Raw genomic sequence first — 22831 nt, 5'->3', positions numbered from 1 at the left:
TCCGGCACCGAAACACTGCCGGCCTCCGGCACCGAAACACTGCCGGCCTCCGGCCGGAGTGCGCCGGCGCGCGACTCCTCACTGACCAGTGGCGAGTCTTTTCAACCGACCGGCAGCTGGGCCGCGCCCGCAATTTCCTCGCCGACGCAGGCATCCACGTGGGCTGACTGCCTGCGAGCGTTATGCCGTGCATCGTGCACGTGATACGAGGCAACGATGAGTCAGCCTTGTGCGACCCAGACCGGGCGATCCCGACTGTCGTCGAGCGCCCAGTCGACGGAATCGACGTCCGAATCCGCAGTATCGGTGAGCCAATAGGTTTCGTCCGGAGCCCATCCCGCTATGACGCTTGACGTTTCGGCATCGACCTCGATCGCGGTGCCTGCGGCGGCCAGGTATCCCGTCACCGTCAGATGGACGCCGGTGTACCTTTCGGCGAGCCGCTCCCAGTCGGGGATGACCCATCGCCCCGGTCGCCCGGTGGTTCGGTACCAGTCGTGTCGCTTCTGCGCGGTGACCTCGACCGAGAACCGTCTGCACAGCTCGGCCCACGCCGCTGCGCCGTCGACCTCGTACACCGCGGAGCCGGACGGAATGCGTACGGGCCACGTGACGGCACGTTCGAATCCCATGTCGTCCTCGACGAACCACAGTCCCGCCGGCGTTCCGTCGAACACCGTCCGTGTCGAACACCGAACGGGTGGCTTCGACCACCACTCACCGGACCAGTTCGCCGACGGATCCACCGGGCGTTCCCGTTCGGCCAGAGCCTCCGACTCGACAGTGCGATCACGCCAGCCTCGGAGGTGTTTCGCGGTGGTCGAATCCGAACAGCCCGCGTTGTCGTCATCCCATCCCACCGACCACTGATCAGTGGCGGTCAGACCCGTCGACCACCACTGGGTATGCGGGGATAGTGCAATGTGCTCGGCAACTCGCCGAAGCTCACGCCACACGGCCCCCGTTGCGAGAAGGATGTCTTCACCGTCCGGTGGCTGCCAGTATCGCGCCTCATCGGTCGCATCAGAGAGGGCCGAGCGCAGCGCGACGTCGGTTACCTCGGGAAGCGGGACCCCGGCCAGACGACGGGCAACCTCTTCCGGAGTGACGACGGTCTGCATCGCCTCTTCTGCACCAGGCCCGAACATAACCCGAGAGGTTCCTCGGCCGGCGTCAAGATGATACGAGGCCAGAAAGACCGCATAACCGAATGAGTCGTCATCAGGTTCGGGTCGCAGGGCTCGTTCGGCGTCCAGCGCGTACGCGAGCAGCATTCGACGACCGCGCGGTCCCGCTGACAACGCGTCTGCGGTATTCATGTGCACGCTCCTCGACTTTGTCGAACTACATCTCGGACTTTGTCGATTTCCATCTCGATCATGCCCCCACCCCACGGTGTGCGTGGTCGACAGCGTTGCCGATACACTCACCTAGCGCACGCGCATGCCCTCGTAGCTCAGGGGATAGAGCAACCCTCTCCTAAAGGGTAGGTCGCAGGTTCGAATCCTGCCGAGGGCACCCTTTGACCTGCGGTTATTCCGCAGAATCACCCGGCGTGCACTCGGCGTGCATTTCGCCTCTTCCCTACTGCCGAAATAGAACGGCCCCGCTCGGTGCGGACAACACCTTGCAGGGCCTCGGCACAACGGAAGTCAGGTCCGTCATGAACCGTTCCATCACTGTACCTGCGCACCGGTTCGAGCGTCTGCTCACCTGCGCAATCATCCTCGGCCTGTACGCGGCCACCATCGGTGTCCTGCGCCTATGCGTTGCCCTCGGTTGGTTCGTCAGCTAGTCCGCTCTACGTCGTTTTCTGCGGGCGCCCGACGTTAACCAGCCCCGTCCGGCAGAACCTCAGTCCCGGTGAACGGCACCGGGCACCCAACAGAGTCAGTGCACGGAGTCTGGTGGGTCCAACGAAACCGGCTGTCCTTGCTGACAGTCGGCCAGACGTGTTGGCTCAGATGGACTATGAGGGCATGGTGTTCGGGCAGCTCTGGGGAAGGGGATTCGACACCGGCACCCGTAGGGTTCGATTCGGAATCTGTAGAGGGTGACCCACCGTTCCACATCAGTGCACCAAAGCAACTTGGTTCCTACGAAACAACTGTGCCCCCACATCACACGATGCGGGGGCACAGTCGTTGCCGGGGTCAGCCCACGTCTACGGTCACCAGTTCCACGTCCCGTGCACCAACATGCTCGGCAACCACGATGACTTCGCGTTCCGAACCGTCCGGCAGGGTCACCAGTCCACCGACACCGGGGTTGTTGCCGGGGCGGAAATAGATGGTGGCCGCTGACATCACCTCGGTGGAGTCGGCAGTGCGAACCATGCGGCGTTGAAACTGCACCCGTGCACGGGCGGTCACCGGGTCACCGTAAACGGGACCGTACGGACCATTGCCCTGCAAGGGTTTGTAGGTGATGCTGTGGGGCAACAGACGTGGACGGATCATGCGGCCCGCTTCCTGTAGCTGTTGAGGATCGCCAACTCGGGCAACGTCCACCCTTCGGTGACCTGCCGTGAGATGGAGTAGTCACCGATGGATTCCGAACGAATGTTCTCCGGGTTCGCCACCCCTCGGGCGGTGCTGGCCACGATCACCAACCCCACATCCGAATCGGGTACACCCTCGGTGAAGCCACGGCCTCGGGTGTACGCCTTCACTTGTGCGGTGACGACGGGCAGCCATACCCCGGCGAGGGCGACAACTTCCGTGTCGTCGCCCAAGCCGAGGAGGTTCGCCACGTCAGCGGCGGTAGGTGCAGCCATACTCAGACCGCATCCGTGAGGACGACAACACCCTTGGGGTGCAGCAGACCGAGGTCGTAGCGGGTGACCACACGGATACCCACCTGGTCGAACTCTGCGTACCGTTCGGGGAGGATCGTCACCGAGGGGTCGATATCGCGGACCACGGCGACCTGTGACATGTCCGCGAGGATGGCCTTACCGGTGGCAAGCTTGTTCGTCACCGTGACGGGGATTCCGAACAGGCTGTAGGTGGCATCGGCGTGCACGTTCGATTCGAGCAGGTACTTGGAGCTGCCGGTGGCTTCCTTGAGCTTGCGGAGTGCGATGAAGTCGGCACCGGAGAGGAACCACCGGTTCGGGGTGACTTCCTCGGCGTGTGCGAGGGCGATTGCGTCGAGCAGGCTGTCGGCGTTGGTCACGTCGAGTTCCCCGGTCTGGACGCCGGTCTGGTTCACAAGTCCGGTGATGCTGTTCGCGGTGCCGGCACCTGTGAGCAGGGCGGTGTCGAGGGCGTTGGATACGTCCTTGACCAGTCGGGTCTTGAGGGTGGCGTCGAGGCCGACGACGGACTGACGCAGCATCTCATTGCTGAACTTGGTCAGTGCCTTGATGCTGGTTCGGTCCGAGGGCATGAGGTTGATTTCACCAAACGCCACGTCAGCGGCAGTGATTTCGGCGTTCTCGGCCACGAATCCTGCGGCGGTGCCTGCGGTGACCTTCGGGATGCGCAGCGGCTCCGAGGAGTCGAAGATCTGCGGACCCGAGGCGAGGACGACAGACGCGGCTTCGAGCGGCTGCACGAGGACCGAGGCGACCTGCGACTGAATGAGTGCGGTCGTGGTGGTGGAAAGAGTCATGTGGTGCTCCTGGCACGTGAAGGGATGGGGGAATTGCCTTCGGTGCCAGACCGACAATGGCGGGGCGGCCACCAGGACCACCCCCGCCAGCATACCCCCAAGGGGTTTACGTATCCCGGTTCCCGGTTCCGTATGCAGTACCCCGGAACCGGGAACCGAAAGAAGTAGTACCCACGGTTCCCGGTTCCCGCATGGTTCCTACGGAACCGGGAACCGTGCCTATCCTGCGGCGGAACGCAAAAGGCCGGCCAAGTCCACCCCACCACCGTTGTTGCTGGTGGCACCCTGCCCCACGTCCCCGAACACGCGCCGGGACTTCAGGTGCGGTTTCGCGTCGAGCAACTGGTCAATGGCCTTTGACAAGGCCTCGGGGTCATCGAGGTTGGCGGCATCGAACGGTAGGTCTGTGGGATCGGCCAGCTTCCCCGTTGCCTGCACCAGAGCCACATGCAGGCGTTGCGCCAGGGCGTCCGCATTCTTGGCCCGGTCCCGGTACTTGGCGTTCTCGCTGCGCAGCTCTTGGACGTACGCTCTCGGGAACGTGTCCGGCTCGGTCTCCTGTTCGGGGGCGTCAGTCTCCGGTGCGGTCTGTTCGGGTGCCTCGGGTGCGTCCGTCTCGGTTGCGTCGGTTACGGCCTGCTCGGGTGCTGTTTCCATGTGGTTCTTCTCCTACTGGTTTCTGACTGCAACCGCAGCCCTTGTGGTGATACATCTCCGCGTGACCGGGCAGAACATCCCCGGCCAAGTCTTGGCACAGCTCACAGGCACCCGAGTTGAGTACTCGGGTCCATGCTGTGACCCCTTGTTCCTGCATTCCTTCGTGGTAGGCGTCTTGTGCCCCTGCCAGGGTTTCGGCACGCACGGCCACCCGCACGGCCTCGGTGGTGTCCCCCGGCTCGGTCAGGGCTTCGACAATCACCTGCCGTGCCGTGGCCTTGGTTCGGGTCGTAGACAACCCGACTGTCGGCACCGGGGTTTCGCGTTGCACCGACAGCGCGGTTGCCAGGGCAAGGTCTGCCAGGGCTGCACCCCGTGCGTTCGCCACTTCGAGGGCAGCAGTGCCCAACTCCACGAACTCGGCTTCGGTGATTTCCCCGGCCAGGAACCGCTCGTACAGGGCAACAACCGCAGTCTCGGTGGACGTGGCAAGCATGTTCAGGGTGTCGGTGTAGTCGCTCACGACACCAGTCCGTCGAGGTTCACAGCCTGCGAGTCCAGGGCTTCGGCACGGCGGGCGGCACGAATGGTGTTCACTTCGTCATCGGAATATCCGAGGCGGGACAGGGCAGCCGATGCCGGCAACAGTCCCGCAGTGAACAGTTTCACCACGGCGTCGGCTTCCTGCGCCAACGACCGGGTAGCGGGGTCGGCCCACTGCACCCGCACATCGAACGATTCCGGGGCAGCACCGGTTTCGACGGCCAGCATGAGACGGCCCACCTGCTCCCAGCTGCGACCGAACACGGACTGTCTCGCCTCGGCGCGGGCGGTCAACGATGCCTCGGCAGCACGCAGAGCGTCCGCACTCGGCGGCGTCGAGGCCAGGGCACCCACGTAATGAGCGGGCAGCGCGGATACGGCCATGATCTGCGACAGGATCACCCGCACCGACGCTTCGTAGGCTCCGAGGTCAGCGGCAGGCAGGCTGCCGAACTTGCCCTCGGGGGACTCGTTGACCATCGTCCGGTTGCCCTCGGGAATCGGGTTCTCGGCTTCCCCGGTCTCGGGGTTATCCACCAGTTCCAGTCCGGTTGCCCAACGTCGGGGCCTCGCGTAGTACTCGGACCCCACCAGCATGTCGGCAAGGGACTTGTTCAGCGCGTCCACCAACGGGATGAGGTCTTGCATTTCCGATGCCCCGTCATCGAGTAGGCGGTCACCGTTGCGCAGCGGCACCACCGGGACCACACCGAGGGGGTTGTCGATGGTGCCCGTTGCGGTGAACGCAGCCGTGGTGGTCGAGTTGGACACGTACCGGGTGATCTTGTCGCGCTCGTAGACGACGGCAAACGTCTTGTCGGGCAGCCCGGTTGCCGTGGTGGTCTGCCAACGCTTCACAGCGGCCACGACCTCCCGGCTGCCGGGGTCGGTCAACACGGCGGTCTGCCGTGCCGATTCGATACTCACATTCGGTTTCCCGGTGGCACCTGCCCACACAATCGCGTACGAATTGCCCAACGACAGGGCTTCACGGTGAGCAATCGGCGCCATCTGATCCAAGTCATTGGACAGCCACGAGGACCAAAGTTCGGGCGAATTTTCGCCGGCCACCGTGAACCCGTTCACCCGCAACCGTTCCGCCAACGCGGTGACCGCCAACCGGGGCAGGTTCGACGCCATACGGGTGAACCGGTCACCAAGGGCAGTCTTGGCCTCCGGGGACAGGAACGCCATTGCCTGCTCACCGGCGTAATACCGTTCGAGTTCGGCAAGTTTCGCCTGCCGTCCATCGAGGTCCTGCACAAGTTTCGTCAACAGGTCGTTGGTCATTTGAAGCTCCGAACTCGGCCTCGGGCCGGTGCATTGGTGTGAAATGACGCCCGGTCGAGCGCCACGATTGCCGCAACTGCGGCGTCGATCTTGCGAGGGGAATTGCGTTTGTCCTTGTGCACCAAGTCACCGAGGGCGGTGGACTTGGCAACACAGTTGCCCAGATGGGTTGCCAGGCGAGAATCCCCGTCATGGCTGACGGCCTGGTCTGCAACGGCGGCATAGAAACGGTCGGTAGCCGGTGCCATACGGCGGGCCTCGGCGGTGTTCCACTGCAACACCCGACGTTCCCCGTGCAGCTTCGACCAGCCTTCGATCTCGGACCGCCAACCCCAGGGATCGGCGGCCAGCTCCACCACGTCGTACCGCTCGAACGCGGCGGCAATCGCGGCGTCCACGTCACCGCGAGGGACACGCCACTGCTTGTCCCCTTCGTCCTGCCACAGCCCTTCCACCCAAACGTGTGGATCGGGGCCGATGGTGCAGCCCACCAAGGCCGTGCTGTCACCCGAGGCGGACCCGTCGAACGCCAGGACCACACGGTCACGGTCAGCCACGACACGGGCGGTGTCCGTCAACGCTTCCCACGCACCCCACGGCAGCCAGCGGTCGATCTGCCCCACCCACTGCCCCAACCGGTAACGGCGGAACGCTGGCTCACGAGTCGTCCGCAACGTGGCACGTACAGCATCAACGTGCAGGAAGTCCCCGAGGGCAGGGTTAGCCGCCTTCCATGCCTTCTCGTCATCCAACGCGCACCCCTCGGGGGCCGCGTACTCGAACAACCGAAACGCGGTGTCCTCCGGGTGATCCCTGCCGTACTCCACCAGCCGCCACATAATCGAATCGGTGGACTCACCCGGCGTCGAGATGGCCAGCAACAGGGACCGTTCACGCTTACCCGCAGCCAACAGCATGGAGTCGTACACACCCTCGGTGACGACGTGCAGCTCGTCCACCACCACCAGCGACGGGTCCCACCCCTGCAACGCCCCCGGTTCGGCCGGCAACGGGCGCAGCTCCGAATCGGTGTGCGGCACACGGATACGGTCCTGGAAGATCTGCACCTGTTCTTCCAGCCGCTCGTCCAGTTCGATCATGCGGCGTGCAGCATTGAACACGATTCGGGCCTGACGTTCGTCCGAGGCGACGATGAGGACCTGTGCACCTTCCTCGTCGTCGGCAAACAGGCTGTAGAGGGCCAGGACAGCGGCCAGACCGGACTTGCCGTTACCGCGAGGCAGTGACACCACACCCTGACGTGGCCGGTCACCGCGCATCGGGTACAGCTTGCGCACAATGTCCAACTGCCACGGACGCAACCGAAACGGTGACTTCGCCCCGGTGCCCTTCGGCACCTTCAAGTACTCGGCAGCGAACGCCTCCACCCGCTTCCACCCCGGCTTCCCCAACGCGGTGAAGTCCAACGGATCGGCGGTAATCGCGGCCTTCGGTCCAGCCCTCAACGGGTCACCCCCAACCCATCCCCCTCGGGAGCCGTAAAAGTCGCTCCACGAGGCGCACAGACCCCCACGATGTACCCCCCTGGGGTGTGTGACTGATATTCGGCCTCACCCCCGCGGGTCGAGACCCCCTCGGATGGGGTTATCCCCCCTGGGTTGCGGTGTCCGGGTCCGAGGTTGGGGCCGCGTGCTGCACCTCGGTCGGTGTTGCAGCGGCGACAGACAACGTCTACGTCTTGTAGTCGGATGGGTAGGCCTGCGTCGTGTCGTCGCCATGCTTCGGGTGAGTGGTCACATGTGAGGTCGTCGGGTGATCCGCAGTCCGAGCAGAATGGTTGCATTCGTCGGGCGCGTTCGGAGAGCTTGCGCCAGGTGGTGCCGTAGCCGCGTTGACGGGTGCCTTGGTCCTTGGGGCCTCGGCTGACGTACTCGGGTTTGCAGCGGTCGCAGCGGGTTGCCTCGGTGGGTGTTCCGCATTCGATGCAGGGGTTGTGGAGGGTCATTCGTCCTCTTCTCGTGCGATGCGTGCGAGGCGCGCTTCTTCTTTCAGTTCGAGTCGTTCGGCGCGTGAGCGTCGGTCGAACTCTCCGAGTAGTCGGTCGAGGTGGACGAGTTGAAATTCGGTGAAGTCTTTTGAGCGTGCGGCTAGTCCGTTGAGTCGGGCTTGTGCACTGGATCGTGCGACGTTGAGTAGGCCGTTGTTGTGGTGGGTCATGGTGTGCTCCTGGTCTGTTGGGTGTGCAGTTCCCGGTTCCGCAGTCACGTTCCGGGAACCGGGAACCGCGACTGGTTGGGTTGTTCGCGCCACGCTTTGAGTGCTCGTGCCGTGCGTTGCTTCTGCCAGCGCAGGCGTTCGCGTGCATCGTCAACGCTGGTTGGTTCGGGGTCGAGTGCGGCAATGGCTGCAACATCAGCGGGGGGTGCGGCTTCGTCGGGGTTCCTGTCCCCTTCTGCTGGTGCTGAGATGGACCACGAGAGCAGGTCACCAACACCCTGGTTGTTCCATACGGTCAGCTTGAAGACGCCGGCCAGCGGTTCCCTGTCCCCTGTCGGGCAGTGAGCGCGCAGGCCGCCGTGCCGATCCTTGTTCACGGTCAGGTAGGCGCTGCCGCCTTTGCCGGGTGTGAATGAGTCTTTGACCTTGACGCGCAGGGATACGCCACCGATTGCCCGTTTCTTCGCGGCAGTCCCACCGGGGCCGGCTGCCCTGCTGTCTTGGCCTTTTGCGAGGTGATCGACGGCAAGCACTGCCGCTCCGGACTTGGCTAGTGGTTTCAGTACGCGGGTGTGCACCCCGGTGAACTCGTCGGCTGAGTTGCTGCTGGTGCCGAATAGTGGGAGCAGTTCGCCGATGGAATCGACCACCGCGACATGCGGTTTCCAGGTGGCGGTGTCGGATACAACCACCAGTAGGTCGGTCTGGTCGTCGGGTTCGGTGTAGCGGAATCGTTCACGGTCTCGGAGTACGGCAGGTTTCGCACCGAGTGCGAGGAGTCGGGAGACGGTGGCGTCTGGCCCGTTGTGGTCGAGGTCGATGATGAGGGCTTTTCCGCCTTTGTCCAGGGCTTCGACGGCGGATGCGAGGCACACCCACGTTTTGCCGCCTTCCGGGTCACCGAATACCCAATTGACTTGCCCTGTGTAGAACACAGCGTGCCCGTCGCTGCGTTCCAGCACCTCGGGCCTCGGCGGTTCGGGCAGGGTGCCGTCGAGCATGGACGCTATGTCTGCGTAGGGGTCGGGCAGTTCGTCGGTTCCCGGTTCCCGCATAGGGGTTCCGGAACCGGGAACCGCGTAAACGCCCATGTCGTATGGTTCCGGGTCGGTTCCGGGAACCGTGGAACCGGTGGGGATGGCAACGCTCACAGGGCGGCTCCTGTCTGGTGGATGAGTTCGGCAACCTGCCGGTCGTCGCCCTGGTTGCGACGCCAGAGGGCACGCACTTCGTCTATGGGGTGCAGACCGGTGAACCCGGTCCGTTGGTGCAGGCACCGTGCGGCGCGGCTTCGGTGGGTGAGGTCGAGGTCATGCACGGGCGTCCCCCGATTCGATTTCGTACATGCGTCGAATTGCGCCCAACCGGACCGTGAGGTTGTCGTCAGCCGAACGGCCCGGTTTACCGTGAATGAAGTCGTCCTGCGCGGATAACCAGGCAGGATTGTTGCTGTAGTGCCGTGCACAGGTTCGGCTGTGATTCAGCGGGTCATGGCAACCGCATTCGAGTACGGGCAGTCTCCGCGCTGCACTGCGGCGGCGTCTCATCGCCGCGAGTGGGTCGGCGTCGGGACGTACACTGTGGGGGATCATGTGGTGTGATTCCCGCGATTGAGCCCCGTTTGCGGCGGGGCTTTTTCGTGTCGATTCCATGTCAGCGGCCACCCGCTGACGCCATCGGGTGCAGGAGTGCGTCGATTTCGTCTAGGTCCACGCGGATCATGCGGGGGCCGAATCGGTAGCCGGTTATGCGTCCGGCAGATATCCAGCGGCGCAGCGTCTTTGTGCATACGCCGTATTCGTTGGCGGCTTCCTGAATGCCTGCGAGTCGCTTCTTTTCGGTCATGGTTCATCGCCTTCCGGGCATGAAAAAACCCCGCGGGCATGAGCCAACGGGGTTAAGGGAGGGGTGGGGTTATGTGGGCATGAAAAAAGCCCTGGCACGTGGGCGCGGGGCTTTGGGTTGGTTTGTCACAACCAAGATGGTTGCGAGCAAGCAATCGTGCGAGGGTGCACGATCCACCTAACGGCGTCAGCCTAGCACCACGTGTGTCTACAAGCGTCCACTTGATAGCCGAACTGTCGGCGCGATCACCAAATGCCCTCCACGAGTTCGCGGTTCCGGGTGTGCGTCGAGTGCGTGTAGCGGGCACTCATGGCGGACGAGGTGTGCCCCATCAAGATCATGTGATCGGCCAGCGTTGCCCCCGCTTGCGCGAACAGTGTTGCTGCACTGTGGCGTAGATCGTGGAATCTCAGCTCTGAGTGACCGATGGCCTTTCCTGCGCGCTTGTAGTGCGGCCTGACTGTGTTCTCGTGCGGCACGTCGCCAGTCACGGACGGGAAGACCAGACCGGCTCGGCCAGGTTGGGAGTACTCGGTCATGTGCGCTTCGATCAGCGGGCGCAGCGCAGACGGCAGCGGCACCGTGCGCAGTGCGGCGCGAGACTTCGGCCGGCCGATTTCGAACTCACCAGCACGGCGGGTGACGGCACGCGCAACGGTTACCGAACAATCGTCGGCGGTGAGGGTGAAGTCACTTCGGCGCAAGACTGCCAGTTCGCCCCAACGAAGCCCTGAGAATCCCGCGACGAGGATCAGCGCCTTCCATCGCTCGGGGCGGATTTCGGCAGCGAGAGCGCGAATCTCGGCCGCTGTGAGCGTCGTCGGTTCGACTACCCGGTGTTTCACGGCGGCGCGCTTCACCCGGCACGGGTTCGCCGGGATCAGTTCGTCATCGAGGGCCTGGTTCAAGATCGTGCGGAGCAAGCTGTAGGCGTTCGCGTTGCGGGTGGGGAACGGGTCGAGTCCGGCGAACCATGCACGGACCTGTTGCACGGTCAGCTCTTGAATCGGAATCGCACCCAGTTCGGGAAGGATCACGCGGTCGAGGTAGCTACGGTTCAGGTCTCGTGTTCTCGGCTTGTGCCTGCCCTTGGTCTCCACGAACCATGTTTCGCAGTAGTGCCCGAGGGTTAGTGCTGGGGTTGCATCGGGTTCGGAACCGGGCGGAGTCCACGTACCGAGGTCCAGTCTGCGACGTTCGCCGGCCAACCATGCAACGGCGTCGTCCTTCGCATGGAAAGTGGCGGGGGCTTTGTAGCGCAGGCCATCCGGCCCAACGTAGGACGCCTGCCACCGTCCCGACGGCAGTTTGCGGTTCAATCCCCAACTTCGGCGTGACCTCGCCATGACTCACCCTCTACTCGTGCATCAATCATGCACTCTGAGAGTAGTCGCGTGTCCACTTGTGTGCAGCTATGCCACAAGCTAAAGTCGGCCACTACCAGCCCGAGAACGCTATCGTAGCTGGTCGAGCTAGAAACACGTAATGGCAGTAGGGCAGGTTCGAATCCTGCCGAGGGCACTCAGTTGGTTCTGCCGCGCCGCTAGACGGCCGTTCGAAAGATGTATACGTTTCCCGCACCCACAGGCGGACCAGCGAACCGTCACGAGAATCGGCCCCCGGAGGCGAAGACCAACGACGCCGGGACCATCCATTGCAGGCGTGAGAACTTGCTGACACTCCGCAGCGACTACTCACTGTCCCGTGGTGCTGTCTCCGGTGTTACCGAATGCCCCATGGCGTGGCTCGTCCCGATCAGCCGACGCGATGACCGGCTTGGACAGCCGCAGGCGCGAAACGCCCGTCGGCGCGTCGGGGTCGGCGTGCAGGTCGGGCAAACTGCCCTGTTCGTCAGCGCAGTGTCTCCGCTATCCAGTCGATCGTCTGCATTCCGAACAGGTCGGTGCCCCACCCGTAGGGATCGGTGAACAGTTTCTGAAGCGAGCAGTCGGTGGGCTCGTAGATGACCTCTGTTCCGCCTGCTCGGTACTGCGCCACCAAGTCACGGGCGTTCTGGGCGGTCACCAACGACATCGGTGAGTCGTCGGCGACGCAGGACGTGATCATCACCGGCGCCCGCGGCGCCTGAGTTCCCAGTTGGTTGTCCTCGAACGCGCGCTGGAAGTCGGGAATGTCCGCCGGACTTCGACCGCCGTCGAACAAGGCGGACAACGGCACGAACGGCATCGTGAAGTAGGCGGGGGTCTGGCACTGGTTCCGATACTCGTCGGCGATCGCCTTCCCGGCCGGAGTCAGCTTCTCGTCGACCTTCATGTCCGGATACCAGGGCTCGAGGCCCAGCAGGAGAGCGAAGCCGAATCCCGAGCCGACCGATCCGTCGGTGTTCCGCAGGAAGTCCCGGGTGTTGATCACCATGCCCTCGAGCACCACTGACTTCACGTTCAGCTCCGGCGCGTACGTCGCTTGCTGTTCGGCGGCGAACGCCGCACCCACCCCGCCGCCGGCGATGCCGAACAGCGAAATCGGCGGGGCCGGCGCGAGTCCTGCTTCGCCGAGCGCTATCGCAGCACGCAGCCCATCGAGGTTGGCGTGCCCGGCGAACTTGCCGGCAAAGACGCCGTGCGGATCCGGGTCGCCGTCGTTGCCCACGTCGGTGATCATCACCGCCCAGCCGTTTCCGAACATCTGCGCAAGCGGGCCCAACGCCGACCAGGATGCGCCGTCGATGGGGTCGCCGCCGGTCCACATCGTGCTCGGGTGGCAGTATGCGCCGACGCTGTCGTTGGCCATCTGGTAGCCGATCAGCGGCCGGGACGCGTTGTCGCGGCCGTCCACCGGAATCATCAGAATCCCCGTGCTGATCGTGTGTTCGCCGTCGACCCCGGTGGTGACGTACATCAGTTTGTACGCATCGAGGTTTCCTGGCTTGAATCCGGCGAACATGACGTCGACGGGCTTGGATTTGAGCAAGGTTCCGGGCGGTTCACCACCGGTCAGTTGCGGCTCCTGGTAGAACGGGTCGTTCGGGTTCAGGGCCCGAAAGATCTCGTCCGGGCTGCCGAAGCCGCCGTCGACGAACGTGCCGACAACGTAGGGATTGAACACCTCGTCCAGGGCAGGACTGTCCGGTTGCGGAGGCGGCACCGGTTGGGCGTACGCACCGGGTGCGACGACGAATGTCAACGCGAACGCGGTAGCCACCGCGATCGCACCGCGAACCGATGCCTTCATGAGATGGTGACCTCCGTGTGCTCCAGGGCAGTGGACATGATCTGCGGGATGTTGCGTGTCGGCCGGCCGAGTTCGAGCTGCACTTCGAACGGGACACGCAGCCGCGCTTCGAGTTCGGGCCAATGGTTGTCCACCATGTTCCGATATTTCGGAAGTAGTTCCGCAGTGATGTATGTCCACCGCTTCTCGTACACCGACCAGTTCCAGTCGGGTAATGGCGTTTTCAGTATCGCGGTCCGCCCGTCCGGTAGCGGCTGAGCGATCACGATCGAATCGAAATAGCGGGGGGCTACGACGCCGGCGACGGACGGGGATCCTGCGACGGTGGACAGGTAGGTCACGGCCTCACCGACATCCCCCTTGTAGGCGCGCACCGTGTCCCATTGCTCCCCTATGACTGTGCTCTGCTCCCGGTTGAGGAGTGCCGCGTTACCGGCGGCGATGCGATCGGCACTGCCGGAAGCGATGTCGCGCCAGGCTCCGAGTATTCGGTCACCGAAGAGTCCGGCGGCATGCATCTCGTCGAGTGCGCCGACCCCCTGGGTGACATAGGCGCGGTGCATCGGCATGAGATCGGAGAAGATGTTCTTCTGCATCACCAGAATCCATCCGATGATGTACCGCAGGTCCTCGGCAGTGATCGTGGCACCGGCACGCGCGAGGGCCCGAAGCCCCTCCGGAAGCATGTTCACCGCGTCGGGGCCGAGTTCGTGGAGCGTCCGGCCGACAATCGTGTTGGCGGTCTGGGCGATGCCAGGCAGGTCGTAGATGGTCGTCGTGAGTTCGAAGTCGACGAGGCCGCCACCGAAGTCCGCGCCGACGAGACCTCCCATCCCCGCCCACTGCAGTTCTCGGTGGTGCAGTTGTAGCTGCTCGTAGTAACTGTACGAGCGAACGAGATTTTCCCGGTTGGCGGCGACCCCGGCACGCGGATCCCACGACGCGAGGTCGATGCCGGCTGCTTCGGTCACATCGACGAGCCAGAATTGGTAGAGCAGTGCGGCATACCGCTGGGGCTCTATATCTTCCTGCCGGGCGCAATCGAGCAACTGAGCCAGGGTGGCGCGATCGTACGGAAGCTCCGGATTGACGCCACCCGGACTTGTAGCAGCATCACGATTGACCAGAGGTAGGTCGAGGTAGCGCTCCAGTTGGCCCGTCGGCGTCGCTGCGGCGACCCCACCGGCAGCCGACATGACAAGCACACAGCACAGGAATGCTGCGATGCGGCTGTAGCGCCCCGAACGCCCTGCCGCCCGTCGCCTCGATACATATCGACATCCGGACATCGGTTGACCTGCCTCGAGAGGAATACATGCCCCCTCGTTCGACGCTAGTGCAGCGGTCCGACGTGTGTCAGCGCATCCCGCGAATCCCCTATTCCACCCAGAATGCATGGTAAGCCTTACCAATGCCAGCGACAGTAATCGACGGGAGAACCATGCCTCACACCGCACGCATCCGCGCATTCTGCGGGTTGACCACCGTGCTGCTGACCCTGGCACTCACGGCGTGCGGGACCGGATCGGGGCCGTCCGACGCGGATCCCGCAGCGACGCCGGACGGGTCGTTTCCCGTGACGATCTCGCACACCTACGGCGAGACCACTATCGAAAGCAGACCCGAGCGCATCGTGACGCTCGGAGTGACCGACGCCGACGCGGCGCTCGCGCTCGGCAGCACCCCGGTTGCCGTCACCGGTTACAGCTTCTACCCCGACACCGGACTCGGCCCTTGGACCGAGCCCTACGTCGAGGGTGCGCAGCCGATCCGGCTGGCCTCCGACTCCGACCCGAATCTCGAACAGATCGTCGCACTCGAGCCCGACCTCATCATCGGTGTGACAGCCGGCTTCGACCAGGACATCTACGACCTGCTGTCGCAGATCGCCCCCACCATCGCCCGACCGGACGGCGCGGCCATGTACACCGTCTCCCGTGACGAGGCCACCAGAATGATCGCCACCGCACTCGGCCGTCCCGAGCAGGGTGAGGAACTCATCACCGCAGCCAACGACGCGTTCGCCGAGGCCGCCGCTGCGAACCCGGAATTCGACGGTAGAACGGGAGCCGTTGTCCTGCCCTACGACGGCAGGTACGGCGCGTACTTCCCCGGCGATTCCCGTGGACAGTTCATGACGCAACTCGGGTTCGAACTGCCCGACGAGGTCGCCGCACTCGACACCGGCGACACGTACTTCACCGACATTTCGCGAGAACGGCTCGGGATGCTGGACGGCGACGTCTTGGTGATGCTCGCGGACGACCCAGCACAACGCGAGTTCGTCGAATCCGATCCGATGCTCCAGTCCGTCCCCGTGGTCCAGGACGGCGGAATGGTCGTGCCGGACACCGACACCCGCGGCGCGATGACCTACAACAGCGTGCTGTCGGTGCCCTACGCCATCGACCAGCTCGTCCCGGCCCTGCACACCGCCTTACGCTGACGGTGCTGTCAGGTGCGCACATCTGTGGGCGCAACATCGTCGCGCAGGCCCCGCCAGCTCGGGTGCCGCAGACGACCGGCAGACGACCACTCCATGAAGCGCACTTCGCCGACCAGTCGGGGGGCCACCCATACGGCACCTTTGCGTTCGGTGGGTGAAAGCTCACCCGCGAACGGGCACTCTTCCTGCACGAGGGGCGTCAGTTCAGCTGCCAGGGCAGTCAACGCACGCTCGGTGAAACCCGTACCCACTTTCCCCACATACTGCAGGCCGTCAACTCCCGGGACGCCGAGTAGTAGCGCACCGATAGTCGACGATCGTCGTCCCTGACCGGGCCGCCACCCGCCGATCACCACGTCCTGGGTACGCCAGTTCTTCACTTTGATCCAGCTCGAACCGCGCTTGCCCGGCAGGTACACGGAGTCACGGCGTTTCGCGACGACACCTTCCCAGCTGCGATCGATGCTCTCTGCCAATGCTTCTTCGGCAGTCCCGTCGAGTTGTGGTGGAATTTCGAGCCTCGGAACCTTCGCCCCCAATGCCTCCAGCACCCTGCGACGGTCGCTGTACTTCTTGCGCAGCAGCGACACTCCGTCGAGGTGGAGCACGTCGAATACGAGAAGATGCGGTTCGCCGCCCCGCTGCAGCGCACCGAAACTGCTCGTGCCGTTCGGGTCGAACGCCACGACCTCACCGTCGAGCACCACCTCGTGCCCCGCCAAATCCTCTGCAAGCCACGACAGCGCCGGGTACTGCGCTGTTCTGTCGTTTCCGGCGCGACTCGACAATCGGAAATGATCGCCGGCGACCTCGGCGATCACCCGGATGCCGTCCCACTTGCCTTCGAACGCCCACTCGTCCTCGTTCAACCCGTCGATACTCCCCGGCGACGCCAGCATCGGCGCCAGCCCCTTCGGTAACTCCGCTACTCGGCCCGCACTCCCCTGCTCCTTCATCAAGTGCATCAACCATTGGTCGCCCCTGGTCCGTATCAACGCGAACCGGCCCTGCACGCGCTCTCCGTGGAGTTGCACGATCACTTCGTCGTCGCGCCACTTCTCGGTGACGTAGGTTCCCGAGTCCCAGATCGTCATCGTCCCGCCGCCGTACTCGCCTTTCGGAATGACGCCGGAGAAAGCTGCGTACTCGAGCGGGTGGTCCTCCGTATGTACGGCGAGCCGATTCTCTCCGGTGGACGTCGGCACATTCTTGGGCACCGCCCACGACACCAGAACCCCACCGCGCTCGAGACGCAGATCGTAATGCAGCCGGCGCGCGTGATGTTCCTGGATGACGAAGGTGTCGTCGTTTCCGGTGGTCGGTGACTGCGCGGGGATCGGTTCCGGCGTTCGCGACGCCGATCTCTTCTGCCGGTACATAGCGAGCGAATCGCCGGTACCCGTAACCATCGGCGGATCGAGCCCGGCAAGGACATCGCCGCGGTCCGCCACGCGTTCGAGCACCTCGTCGAACGTCAAGTGCCGCAGGTCCCCGTCGTCCAGTTCTGCCCACGTTCGCGGCGCCGCAACGAACGGGTGAGAGCGGCCGCGCAGCGAATACGGTGCGATGGTCGTTTTCGACGGATTGTTCTGACTCCAGTCCACGAAGACCTTGCCCGCACGCACGGACTTCGCCATCGTGGCCGTCACCAGTTGCGGCATCACCTTTTCGAGACCCGTCGCCACCTGACGAGCAACAGTCGACGCACCGGTTCCGTCCAAACGTCGATCCAAGGGCACGTACACGTGCACACCTTTGCTGCCACTGGTCACCGGGAACGCCGGCCATCCCAGATTCGCCACGAGATCACGAACAGCACGGGCAACTTCGGCGCATTCGGCAAGCGAAACACCTTCTCCGGGATCGAGATCGAACACCAGTCGCGTCGCGGGCCCCCGTTCGGAGCCCTCGAAACGCCACTGCGGAACGTGCAGTTCGAGGGCGGCCTGCTGTCCCGCCCATCCGAGCGCCGCCACCGAATCGAGCAACGGGTACGTGACCGTCCGAGAGGAATGCGGCAACGACCGTCTGGGCAGCCATTCCGGTGCCGAGGCCGCCAGATTCTTCTCGAAGAACGACTGCCCACCCACACCGTTCGGCCACCGTTTCCGGGTCACCGCACGACCGGCCGTGTGCGGCAGCATCATCGGGGCGACCCGAAGGTAGTAGTCGACGACATCTCCCTTGGTGGTTCCCGTTTCGGGGTACAACACTTTGTCGAGGTTGGTCAGCGACAGCCGACGACCGTCCACAGTGATGTGGTCGCCATCACGAACTCGGTCGGGCATCGCGCCTCCGTTGTCGACGTCCCCACATTGTGCGCCGATCAACCGTTCTCCGTTGGCAACACTTGTGTTTCATTGACATAAACGGCACCGCGTTCGATTGGCGCAATTCCGACACCGGGGGCAATATGTCGGGGTGTCCCGCCGACCCAGTACTCGCATGGCAGTCCTCGTGACTGCCGGTGTCCTGGTGCTCGGCGCGTGCTCGTCCGGAAACGGTCCCGACGGGGACGCGGATGTCTCGACAACCGTCGCAGCGACAAGCGGTCCGGACTCGGGTGAGTTCGTGCCCCCTGCCCCGACGGGCGCAGCAGGCGAGTGCGCGCCTGGCAGCGGCAAGACGATGAGCCCGAACGTGCTCACCATCGCCACCGACACCCCTGCCTACGAACCGTGGTTCGTAGGCAACGATCCTGCCAACGGTCAGGGCTTCGAAGGCGCGGTCGCTCGCCGAGTTGCCCACCGACTCGGCTACACACCAGAACAGACCGTCTTCGTGTCCGTGCCCTTCAACGAGGCGCTGGCACCGGGAGACAAGCCATTCGACTTCGACATCAACCAGTTCACAATCCTCGACGAACGGCGTCAGTCCGTCGACTTCAGCTCGCCCTATTACTCGGTGGCACAGACGGTCGTCGCGTTGAAGGACAATCCTGCCGCGGGAGCGCAGAACCTCGCAGACCTGACGTCGTTCCGGCTGGGCGCGCAGGTCGATTCGACAAGTCTCGATGCGATCGTCGACACCATCGACCCCACCGCACCGGTGAAGTCCTACCCGACGAACGACGCGGTGAAGCACGCACTCGCGACAGGCGAGGTGGACGCGATCGTGGTCGACCTTCCTACCGGATTCCAGATCGTCGAGGACCAGGTGGACGGCGCCACTCTCGTAGGACAGTTTCCCCGACCGAACTCGGTCACCGAAAACTTCGGTCTGGTCCTCGAGAAGAACAGCCCACTCACGCCCTGTGTTTCAGCCGCGATCGATTCGCTCTATGCCGACGGTGTACTCGATGCGCTCGTCGGCACATGGCTCACCGACACCGGCGGCGCGCGCATCCTCGACTAGGGCATGTCTCCCATTGGTTTGAGCCATACGACGATGCCCACGAGGAGGAATCCGGCCCGGTAAGTCAGGGCAAGCTTGCCCTACGGGTTGCGCTCGCCACTGCTTCGGCGGCGCTCAACGCCTCCTCAACGCCGAGTCGAGTAGCGCTGGTGGTGTGTCGTTCTTTTCGTTGGCGGCAAGATCGACACCGGGGGCAACAACCGCGTCGATAGCGTCGAGCACATCACTGGGCAGCACCGTGTCCGCAGCCGCCAGTTGGGAGCGCAAGTGATCCATGGTGCGAGGACCGATGATCGCGCTGGTCACCCCTGGGTGTGCTGTGACGAATCCGAGCGCGAGTTGAATCATCGTCAAGCCTGCCTCCTGGGCGATCATGGCCAACTGTTCGACGGCGTCCATCTTGGCCCTGTTGGCCGGAACGTCGGTATCGAAGCGCTGCGGCATGAACTTCGAGCGACTGGTGGTGATTTCCAGACCCTTGCGGATCGCGCCCGACAACCATCCCGATGCCAACGGGCTCCACACCATCACGCCGATCCCGTACTGCTCGGTCACCGGCAGGACATGTCTTTCGATCCCGCGCTGCAGGATCGAATAATTGGGCTGCTCGGTGACGTAACGACTCAGGTGATGCCGGCGGGCGGCCCATTGAGCTTGCACCAGACGGTATGCGGGGAAGGTCGAGGTGCCGAAGTAGCGAATCTTTCCCGCGCGCTGCAGGTCTGTGAGCGTGGACAGCGTCTCCTCGTCGCTGGTATTCGGGTCCCACCGGTGGATTTGGTAGAGGTCGACGTGATCGACGCCGAGCCGCCGAAGACTGTTGTCCAGTTCGGTGATCAACCAGCGGCGTGAGCTGCCCCGATGGTTGGGTTCGTCTCCCATCGGCAGACCGGCCGTGGTGGCAAGGACGATGTCATCCCGTCGACCGGCGATGGCCTGGCCGACCAACTCCTCGGATTCACCCTGGCTGTACATGTCCGCGGTGTTGATGACATTGACGCCGCTTTCGAGGGCCGAGTCCACCAAGGCGGTGACCTCGGCCTGGGTGGTGTTTCCGAGCCTGCCGAAGTTCATGGCCCCCAGCGCGAGAGTGCTGACCTGAACGCCGGTGCGCCCCAAGGTGCGGTACTGCATGTCGTGTTCCTCCGAAGGTGATTGCGCTCGAGCGGCGAGTGGGTTGGTGTCGCTGCTCCTGTTCTGACATCCTGAATAAACGGAACAATGTTCCGCTACCAATATACGGAACACCGTTCCGTTTATCAATCTGTGGAGGTAACAGCAGTGATCGATGCAGACGGTGGGGCGCGACCGGGCCCACGGAAGCGGGCAGATGCCCGACGCAACGAGCAGACGCTGCTGGAGGCGGCTGCCGCCGCATTCGTCACGTCGGGTGTCGAGGCACCAGTACGCGATATCGCGGCAACGGCGGGTGTCGGCGTGGGAACGATCTATCGCCACTTTCCTACCCGGGCCGATCTCATCGTGGCCGTCTACCGACATCAGGTCGAGGCCTGCGCGCAGGCCGGCCCCACCCTCCTCACCGAAAGCACCACGCCGTATGCCGCACTGAGGGAATGGGTCAACCTCTTCGTCGACTTCCTCGTCACCAAACATGGTCTGGCAGAGGCGCTGCAGTCCGACGACGCCACATTCGCGTCTCTGCACACCTACTTCGTCGATCGCCTCGTTCCCGTGTGCGCCCAACTGCTCGATGCCGCTGCCGACGCCGGCGAGATCCGCCGCGGCCAGCGCGCATACGAGTTGATGCGTGGCATCGGCAACCTATGCATCGGCGCGAACAACACCTCCGACTACAACGCGCGACACATGGTCGAACTCCTCATCACCGGACTGCAGACGCACCACGTGAGCCAGCCATGAGCCGCAGCTGACCGCATACGAAAAGGATCTCCTCGGCTGCCATCCGAACGACAATCGGTCCGAGTTCGAGGAACACCATTCAGGTGAGCAGTGCCCACGTCCGGGCAGTCAGTGATTGCCGGATGCCTCGCTGCCGATGCGCAGGAAACCTGCCCCTCGCCGGAGAAGGCGCGGATGAGCAGTGTTCTTCACGGGGTGGCGGTCCGTTCCTCAGTAGGTACACATCTCGGCGCTCCTGTTTTCACGTGTCGTGATGCGGGTGGCCCAGCATTGGCGGTCTGCCCGGGGGGCCATGGTGCGGCGAGGGCACCCATTGACCGAAACGCAACGATTACCTACAGTAACTGTTGTTATAGTCTGTAACTCACGAGATGGGATATCACAATGGTCGTTGCCGCCGATGACGGACTGCGAACTGCACTGCCGGCACGCTCACGGGGCCTGGCCCTGGCGGCGCTGGCCACATCGATGGGCGTGGTGATTCTCGATAGCGCCATGGTCAATCTGGCGCTGCCGTCGCTGCGCACCGCTCTCGGACTGTCGAGCACCGCAGTGTCCTGGGTTGCGACCGGCTATCTGGTGTCTTTCGCCGGATTGTTGCTGCTCGGTGGGCGTCTGGCCGACATCCTCGGTGGTCGCCGCATCTTCTTGGCGGGGCTCGGTGTATACACGGCTGCTTCCGGGGTATGCGCGCTCGCCCCGTCCGCGACGGTATTGATCGTCGCGCGCATCGTGCAGGGGGCTGGTGCGGCGGTCCTCACCCCCGCCGCACTGTCCGTCGTTCTCAGCTTGTATCCGGGCGCGGACGAGCGCCGACGTGCGATCGGCCTATGGGGAGGGGTCGCCGGCCTGGGCAGTTTGCTCGGTGTCGTACTCGGCGGGTTGTTGACCGATGTACTGGGCTGGTCGGCGGTGTTCTGGCTTCCCGTGCCGATCGGTATCGTCGTCGCCGCCGCCGTCACCCGCGTGACCCCGGCCTCGCCGACCAGTCCCGGCCGGTTCGATGTGGCCGGCGCGGCCACCATCACACTGGGAGTCTGCGGGCTGGCGCTCGGCCTGACTACTGGCCCGCACGACGGTTGGGCATCTCCGACCACACTGGCGACACTCGGTATCGGGACCGGAGCACTGGCCGCATTCGTTGCGATCGAGCGACGCTCCCCGCAGCCGCTGGTGCCGCTCACCGTGTTCCGCCGCATCCCGGTCATCTCCGCCAATCTGGTGATGCTGCTGCTCGGCGGTGTCTCGGTGGGATTGTTCTTCTTCCTGCCGCAATACCAACAACACGAATTGGGCATGTCCGCACTGGCCACCGGACTGACGCAGCTACCCATCGCGGTCATGATCGCCGCCGGCGGCTTCGCGGCGCCAAGGCTCGCCCGCCTCCTCGGCCCCCGTGCCGCGGCAGCGGGCGCGGGCGCGCTGCTGCTCGGCGGTCTGACGTGGCTTGCCCTGCCCACCGGTACCAGTTTCGTGCTCGCCCTGCTCGGACCGTTCCTGTTGACCGGCACCGGCCTGGGACTCGGCTTCGTGTATGCCACCACGACCGCGGTGGGCGACGCGGGCGCCGACGAGACCGGGCTGCTCAGCGGGCTGACGAACGCCGCCCGCCAACTCGGCGGCGCCGTCGGCCTTGCCATTCTGGTCGCCGTGGCCACCGTCGGCGGCGGGTTCTCGTTCACCATCGCGTTCGCCGGCACCGCCGCCCTCGCATTGCTCGCGCTGATCCTGTCCGTGATACCGCCGACCCACCGCATCCCGGGCACCGTAGGCACGAGCAGTTCATGAAACCAACCCCGCGCACCTGTTGCCCACCCCGCATCCGTCGAT

Annotated in this window: 22 protein-coding genes and 1 tRNA gene; 6 read left to right on the top strand and 17 right to left on the bottom strand. The window is 64.3% G+C overall.

What is annotated here, in order from left to right:
* Nucleotides 1-221 precede the first annotated feature (221 nt).
* A complete protein-coding gene (locus tag ACZI8Q_RS13105) occupies nt 222-1319 on the bottom strand; it encodes a hypothetical protein (protein WP_463373973.1) in 1098 nt (365 codons plus the stop codon).
* Between the two features lie 126 nt (nt 1320-1445).
* On the opposite strand from ACZI8Q_RS13105, the gene ACZI8Q_RS13100 reads away from it, so the two are divergent.
* A tRNA-Arg gene (locus ACZI8Q_RS13100) sits at nt 1446-1518 on the top strand.
* Between the two features lie 145 nt (nt 1519-1663).
* Nucleotides 1664-1795, top strand: a complete 132-nt coding sequence (locus ACZI8Q_RS13095) for a hypothetical protein (RefSeq protein WP_463373972.1) — start codon at nt 1664-1666, stop codon at nt 1793-1795.
* Nucleotides 1796-2153: 358 nt separating this feature from the next.
* On the opposite strand, the gene ACZI8Q_RS13090 is transcribed toward ACZI8Q_RS13095, so the two are convergent.
* The 14 genes from ACZI8Q_RS13090 to ACZI8Q_RS13025 all read right to left on the bottom strand — a co-directional run bounded on the left by ACZI8Q_RS13090 (nt 2154) and on the right by ACZI8Q_RS13025 (nt 14516).
* Nucleotides 2154-2459 (bottom strand): hypothetical protein, encoded by a 306-nt coding sequence (locus ACZI8Q_RS13090; RefSeq protein WP_463373971.1) that lies wholly within the window; start codon nt 2457-2459, stop codon nt 2154-2156.
* Nucleotides 2456-2776, bottom strand: coding sequence for a hypothetical protein (locus ACZI8Q_RS13085; RefSeq protein WP_463373970.1), 321 nt, complete (start codon nt 2774-2776; stop codon nt 2456-2458). Before ACZI8Q_RS13085 ends, ACZI8Q_RS13090 begins: the two co-directional genes overlap by 4 nt.
* A 2-nt stretch (nt 2777-2778) precedes the next feature.
* Nucleotides 2779-3615 carry a phage major capsid protein gene (locus ACZI8Q_RS13080; RefSeq protein WP_463373969.1) on the bottom strand — a complete coding sequence of 279 codons (837 nt, stop codon included), beginning with the start codon at nt 3613-3615 and terminating at the stop codon, nt 2779-2781.
* A gap of 219 nt (nt 3616-3834) precedes the next feature.
* Nucleotides 3835-4272, bottom strand: coding sequence for a hypothetical protein (locus ACZI8Q_RS13075; protein WP_463373968.1), 438 nt, complete (start codon nt 4270-4272; stop codon nt 3835-3837).
* The gene (locus ACZI8Q_RS13070) at nt 4187-4795 is read right to left on the bottom strand and encodes a hypothetical protein (RefSeq protein WP_463373967.1); all 609 of its coding nucleotides are present in this window, start codon (nt 4793-4795) and stop codon (nt 4187-4189) included. The genes ACZI8Q_RS13075 and ACZI8Q_RS13070 overlap by 86 nt, the downstream gene beginning before the upstream one ends.
* Nucleotides 4792-6105, bottom strand: coding sequence for a phage portal protein (locus tag ACZI8Q_RS13065; RefSeq protein WP_463373966.1), 1314 nt, complete (start codon nt 6103-6105; stop codon nt 4792-4794). The genes ACZI8Q_RS13070 and ACZI8Q_RS13065 overlap by 4 nt, the downstream gene beginning before the upstream one ends.
* Entirely contained in the window at nt 6102-7571 is a 1470-nt protein-coding gene (locus tag ACZI8Q_RS13060) for a terminase large subunit domain-containing protein (protein WP_463373965.1), read from the bottom strand. Before ACZI8Q_RS13060 ends, ACZI8Q_RS13065 begins: the two co-directional genes overlap by 4 nt.
* Nucleotides 7572-8067: 496 nt before the next feature.
* Entirely contained in the window at nt 8068-8283 is a 216-nt protein-coding gene (locus ACZI8Q_RS13055; protein ID WP_463373964.1) for a hypothetical protein, read from the bottom strand.
* A gap of 44 nt (nt 8284-8327) precedes the next feature.
* The gene (locus ACZI8Q_RS13050) at nt 8328-9434 is read right to left on the bottom strand and encodes an AAA family ATPase (RefSeq protein ID WP_463373963.1); all 1107 of its coding nucleotides are present in this window, start codon (nt 9432-9434) and stop codon (nt 8328-8330) included.
* The gene (locus ACZI8Q_RS13045) at nt 9431-9601 is read right to left on the bottom strand and encodes a hypothetical protein (protein WP_463373962.1); all 171 of its coding nucleotides are present in this window, start codon (nt 9599-9601) and stop codon (nt 9431-9433) included. Before ACZI8Q_RS13045 ends, ACZI8Q_RS13050 begins: the two co-directional genes overlap by 4 nt.
* A gap of 335 nt (nt 9602-9936) precedes the next feature.
* Nucleotides 9937-10128: a helix-turn-helix domain-containing protein gene (locus tag ACZI8Q_RS13040; RefSeq protein ID WP_463373961.1), complete on the bottom strand. Its 192-nt coding sequence runs from the start codon at nt 10126-10128 to the stop codon at nt 9937-9939.
* Between the two features lie 245 nt (nt 10129-10373).
* Nucleotides 10374-11474 carry a tyrosine-type recombinase/integrase gene (locus ACZI8Q_RS13035; RefSeq protein ID WP_463373960.1) on the bottom strand — a complete coding sequence of 367 codons (1101 nt, stop codon included), beginning with the start codon at nt 11472-11474 and terminating at the stop codon, nt 10374-10376.
* A 505-nt stretch (nt 11475-11979) separates the two neighbouring features.
* Entirely contained in the window at nt 11980-13320 is a 1341-nt protein-coding gene (locus tag ACZI8Q_RS13030) for a lipase family protein (RefSeq protein WP_463373959.1), read from the bottom strand.
* Nucleotides 13317-14516 carry a hypothetical protein gene (locus tag ACZI8Q_RS13025; RefSeq protein ID WP_463374048.1) on the bottom strand — a complete coding sequence of 400 codons (1200 nt, stop codon included), beginning with the start codon at nt 14514-14516 and terminating at the stop codon, nt 13317-13319. The genes ACZI8Q_RS13030 and ACZI8Q_RS13025 overlap by 4 nt, the downstream gene beginning before the upstream one ends.
* A 245-nt stretch (nt 14517-14761) precedes the next feature.
* On the opposite strand from ACZI8Q_RS13025, the gene ACZI8Q_RS13020 reads away from it, so the two are divergent.
* Nucleotides 14762-15766 (top strand): iron-siderophore ABC transporter substrate-binding protein, encoded by a 1005-nt coding sequence (locus ACZI8Q_RS13020; protein WP_463373958.1) that lies wholly within the window; start codon nt 14762-14764, stop codon nt 15764-15766.
* Nucleotides 15767-15774: 8 nt separating this feature from the next.
* Here the strand turns inward: ACZI8Q_RS13020 and ACZI8Q_RS13015 are convergent, their stop codons facing one another.
* Complete coding sequence (locus ACZI8Q_RS13015) at nt 15775-18054, bottom strand: ATP-dependent DNA ligase (RefSeq protein WP_463373957.1); 2280 nt, start codon at nt 18052-18054, stop codon at nt 15775-15777.
* 157 nt (nt 18055-18211) lie between these two features.
* On the opposite strand from ACZI8Q_RS13015, the gene ACZI8Q_RS13010 reads away from it, so the two are divergent.
* Complete coding sequence (locus ACZI8Q_RS13010) at nt 18212-19120, top strand: ABC transporter substrate-binding protein (protein WP_463373956.1); 909 nt, start codon at nt 18212-18214, stop codon at nt 19118-19120.
* 114 nt (nt 19121-19234) lie between these two features.
* Here ACZI8Q_RS13010 and ACZI8Q_RS13005 read toward each other — a convergent pair whose 3' ends face one another.
* On the bottom strand, nt 19235-20254 hold the full coding sequence (locus ACZI8Q_RS13005; protein ID WP_463373955.1) for an aldo/keto reductase: 1020 nt from the start codon (nt 20252-20254) through the stop codon (nt 19235-19237).
* A gap of 147 nt (nt 20255-20401) precedes the next feature.
* Between ACZI8Q_RS13005 and ACZI8Q_RS13000 the strand changes: the two genes are divergently transcribed.
* Nucleotides 20402-21001: a TetR/AcrR family transcriptional regulator gene (locus tag ACZI8Q_RS13000; RefSeq protein ID WP_463373954.1), complete on the top strand. Its 600-nt coding sequence runs from the start codon at nt 20402-20404 to the stop codon at nt 20999-21001.
* 384 nt (nt 21002-21385) lie between these two features.
* A complete protein-coding gene (locus tag ACZI8Q_RS12995; protein WP_463373953.1) occupies nt 21386-22789 on the top strand; it encodes an MFS transporter in 1404 nt (467 codons plus the stop codon).
* The last annotated feature ends 42 nt before the right edge of the window (nt 22790-22831 follow it).

The sequence above is a fragment of the Rhodococcus quanlei genome (genome assembly GCF_055231015.1).
This window is presented reverse-complemented; position numbering and strand designations above follow the sequence as displayed.

Coding starts and splice junctions, on each gene's coding strand:
- ACZI8Q_RS13075 (WP_463373968.1), bottom strand. CDS start 4,272: ATGGAAACAGCACCCGAGCAGGCCGTAACCGACGCAACCGAGACGGAC.
- ACZI8Q_RS13035 (WP_463373960.1), bottom strand. CDS start 11,474: ATGGCGAGGTCACGCCGAAGTTGGGGATTGAACCGCAAACTGCCGTCG.
- ACZI8Q_RS13095 (WP_463373972.1), top strand. CDS start 1,664: ATGAACCGTTCCATCACTGTACCTGCGCACCGGTTCGAGCGTCTGCTC.
- ACZI8Q_RS13015 (WP_463373957.1), bottom strand. CDS start 18,054: ATGCCCGACCGAGTTCGTGATGGCGACCACATCACTGTGGACGGTCGT.
- ACZI8Q_RS13010 (WP_463373956.1), top strand. CDS start 18,212: ATGGCAGTCCTCGTGACTGCCGGTGTCCTGGTGCTCGGCGCGTGCTCG.
- ACZI8Q_RS12995 (WP_463373953.1), top strand. CDS start 21,386: ATGGTCGTTGCCGCCGATGACGGACTGCGAACTGCACTGCCGGCACGC.
- ACZI8Q_RS13020 (WP_463373958.1), top strand. CDS start 14,762: ATGCCTCACACCGCACGCATCCGCGCATTCTGCGGGTTGACCACCGTG.
- ACZI8Q_RS13090 (WP_463373971.1), bottom strand. CDS start 2,459: ATGATCCGTCCACGTCTGTTGCCCCACAGCATCACCTACAAACCCTTG.
- ACZI8Q_RS13055 (WP_463373964.1), bottom strand. CDS start 8,283: ATGACCCACCACAACAACGGCCTACTCAACGTCGCACGATCCAGTGCA.
- ACZI8Q_RS13005 (WP_463373955.1), bottom strand. CDS start 20,254: ATGCAGTACCGCACCTTGGGGCGCACCGGCGTTCAGGTCAGCACTCTC.
- ACZI8Q_RS13080 (WP_463373969.1), bottom strand. CDS start 3,615: ATGACTCTTTCCACCACCACGACCGCACTCATTCAGTCGCAGGTCGCC.
- ACZI8Q_RS13025 (WP_463374048.1), bottom strand. CDS start 14,516: ATGTCGGCTGCCGGTGGGGTCGCCGCAGCGACGCCGACGGGCCAACTG.
- ACZI8Q_RS13085 (WP_463373970.1), bottom strand. CDS start 2,776: ATGGCTGCACCTACCGCCGCTGACGTGGCGAACCTCCTCGGCTTGGGC.
- ACZI8Q_RS13030 (WP_463373959.1), bottom strand. CDS start 13,320: ATGAAGGCATCGGTTCGCGGTGCGATCGCGGTGGCTACCGCGTTCGCG.
- ACZI8Q_RS13065 (WP_463373966.1), bottom strand. CDS start 6,105: ATGACCAACGACCTGTTGACGAAACTTGTGCAGGACCTCGATGGACGG.
- ACZI8Q_RS13040 (WP_463373961.1), bottom strand. CDS start 10,128: ATGACCGAAAAGAAGCGACTCGCAGGCATTCAGGAAGCCGCCAACGAA.
- ACZI8Q_RS13105 (WP_463373973.1), bottom strand. CDS start 1,319: ATGAATACCGCAGACGCGTTGTCAGCGGGACCGCGCGGTCGTCGAATG.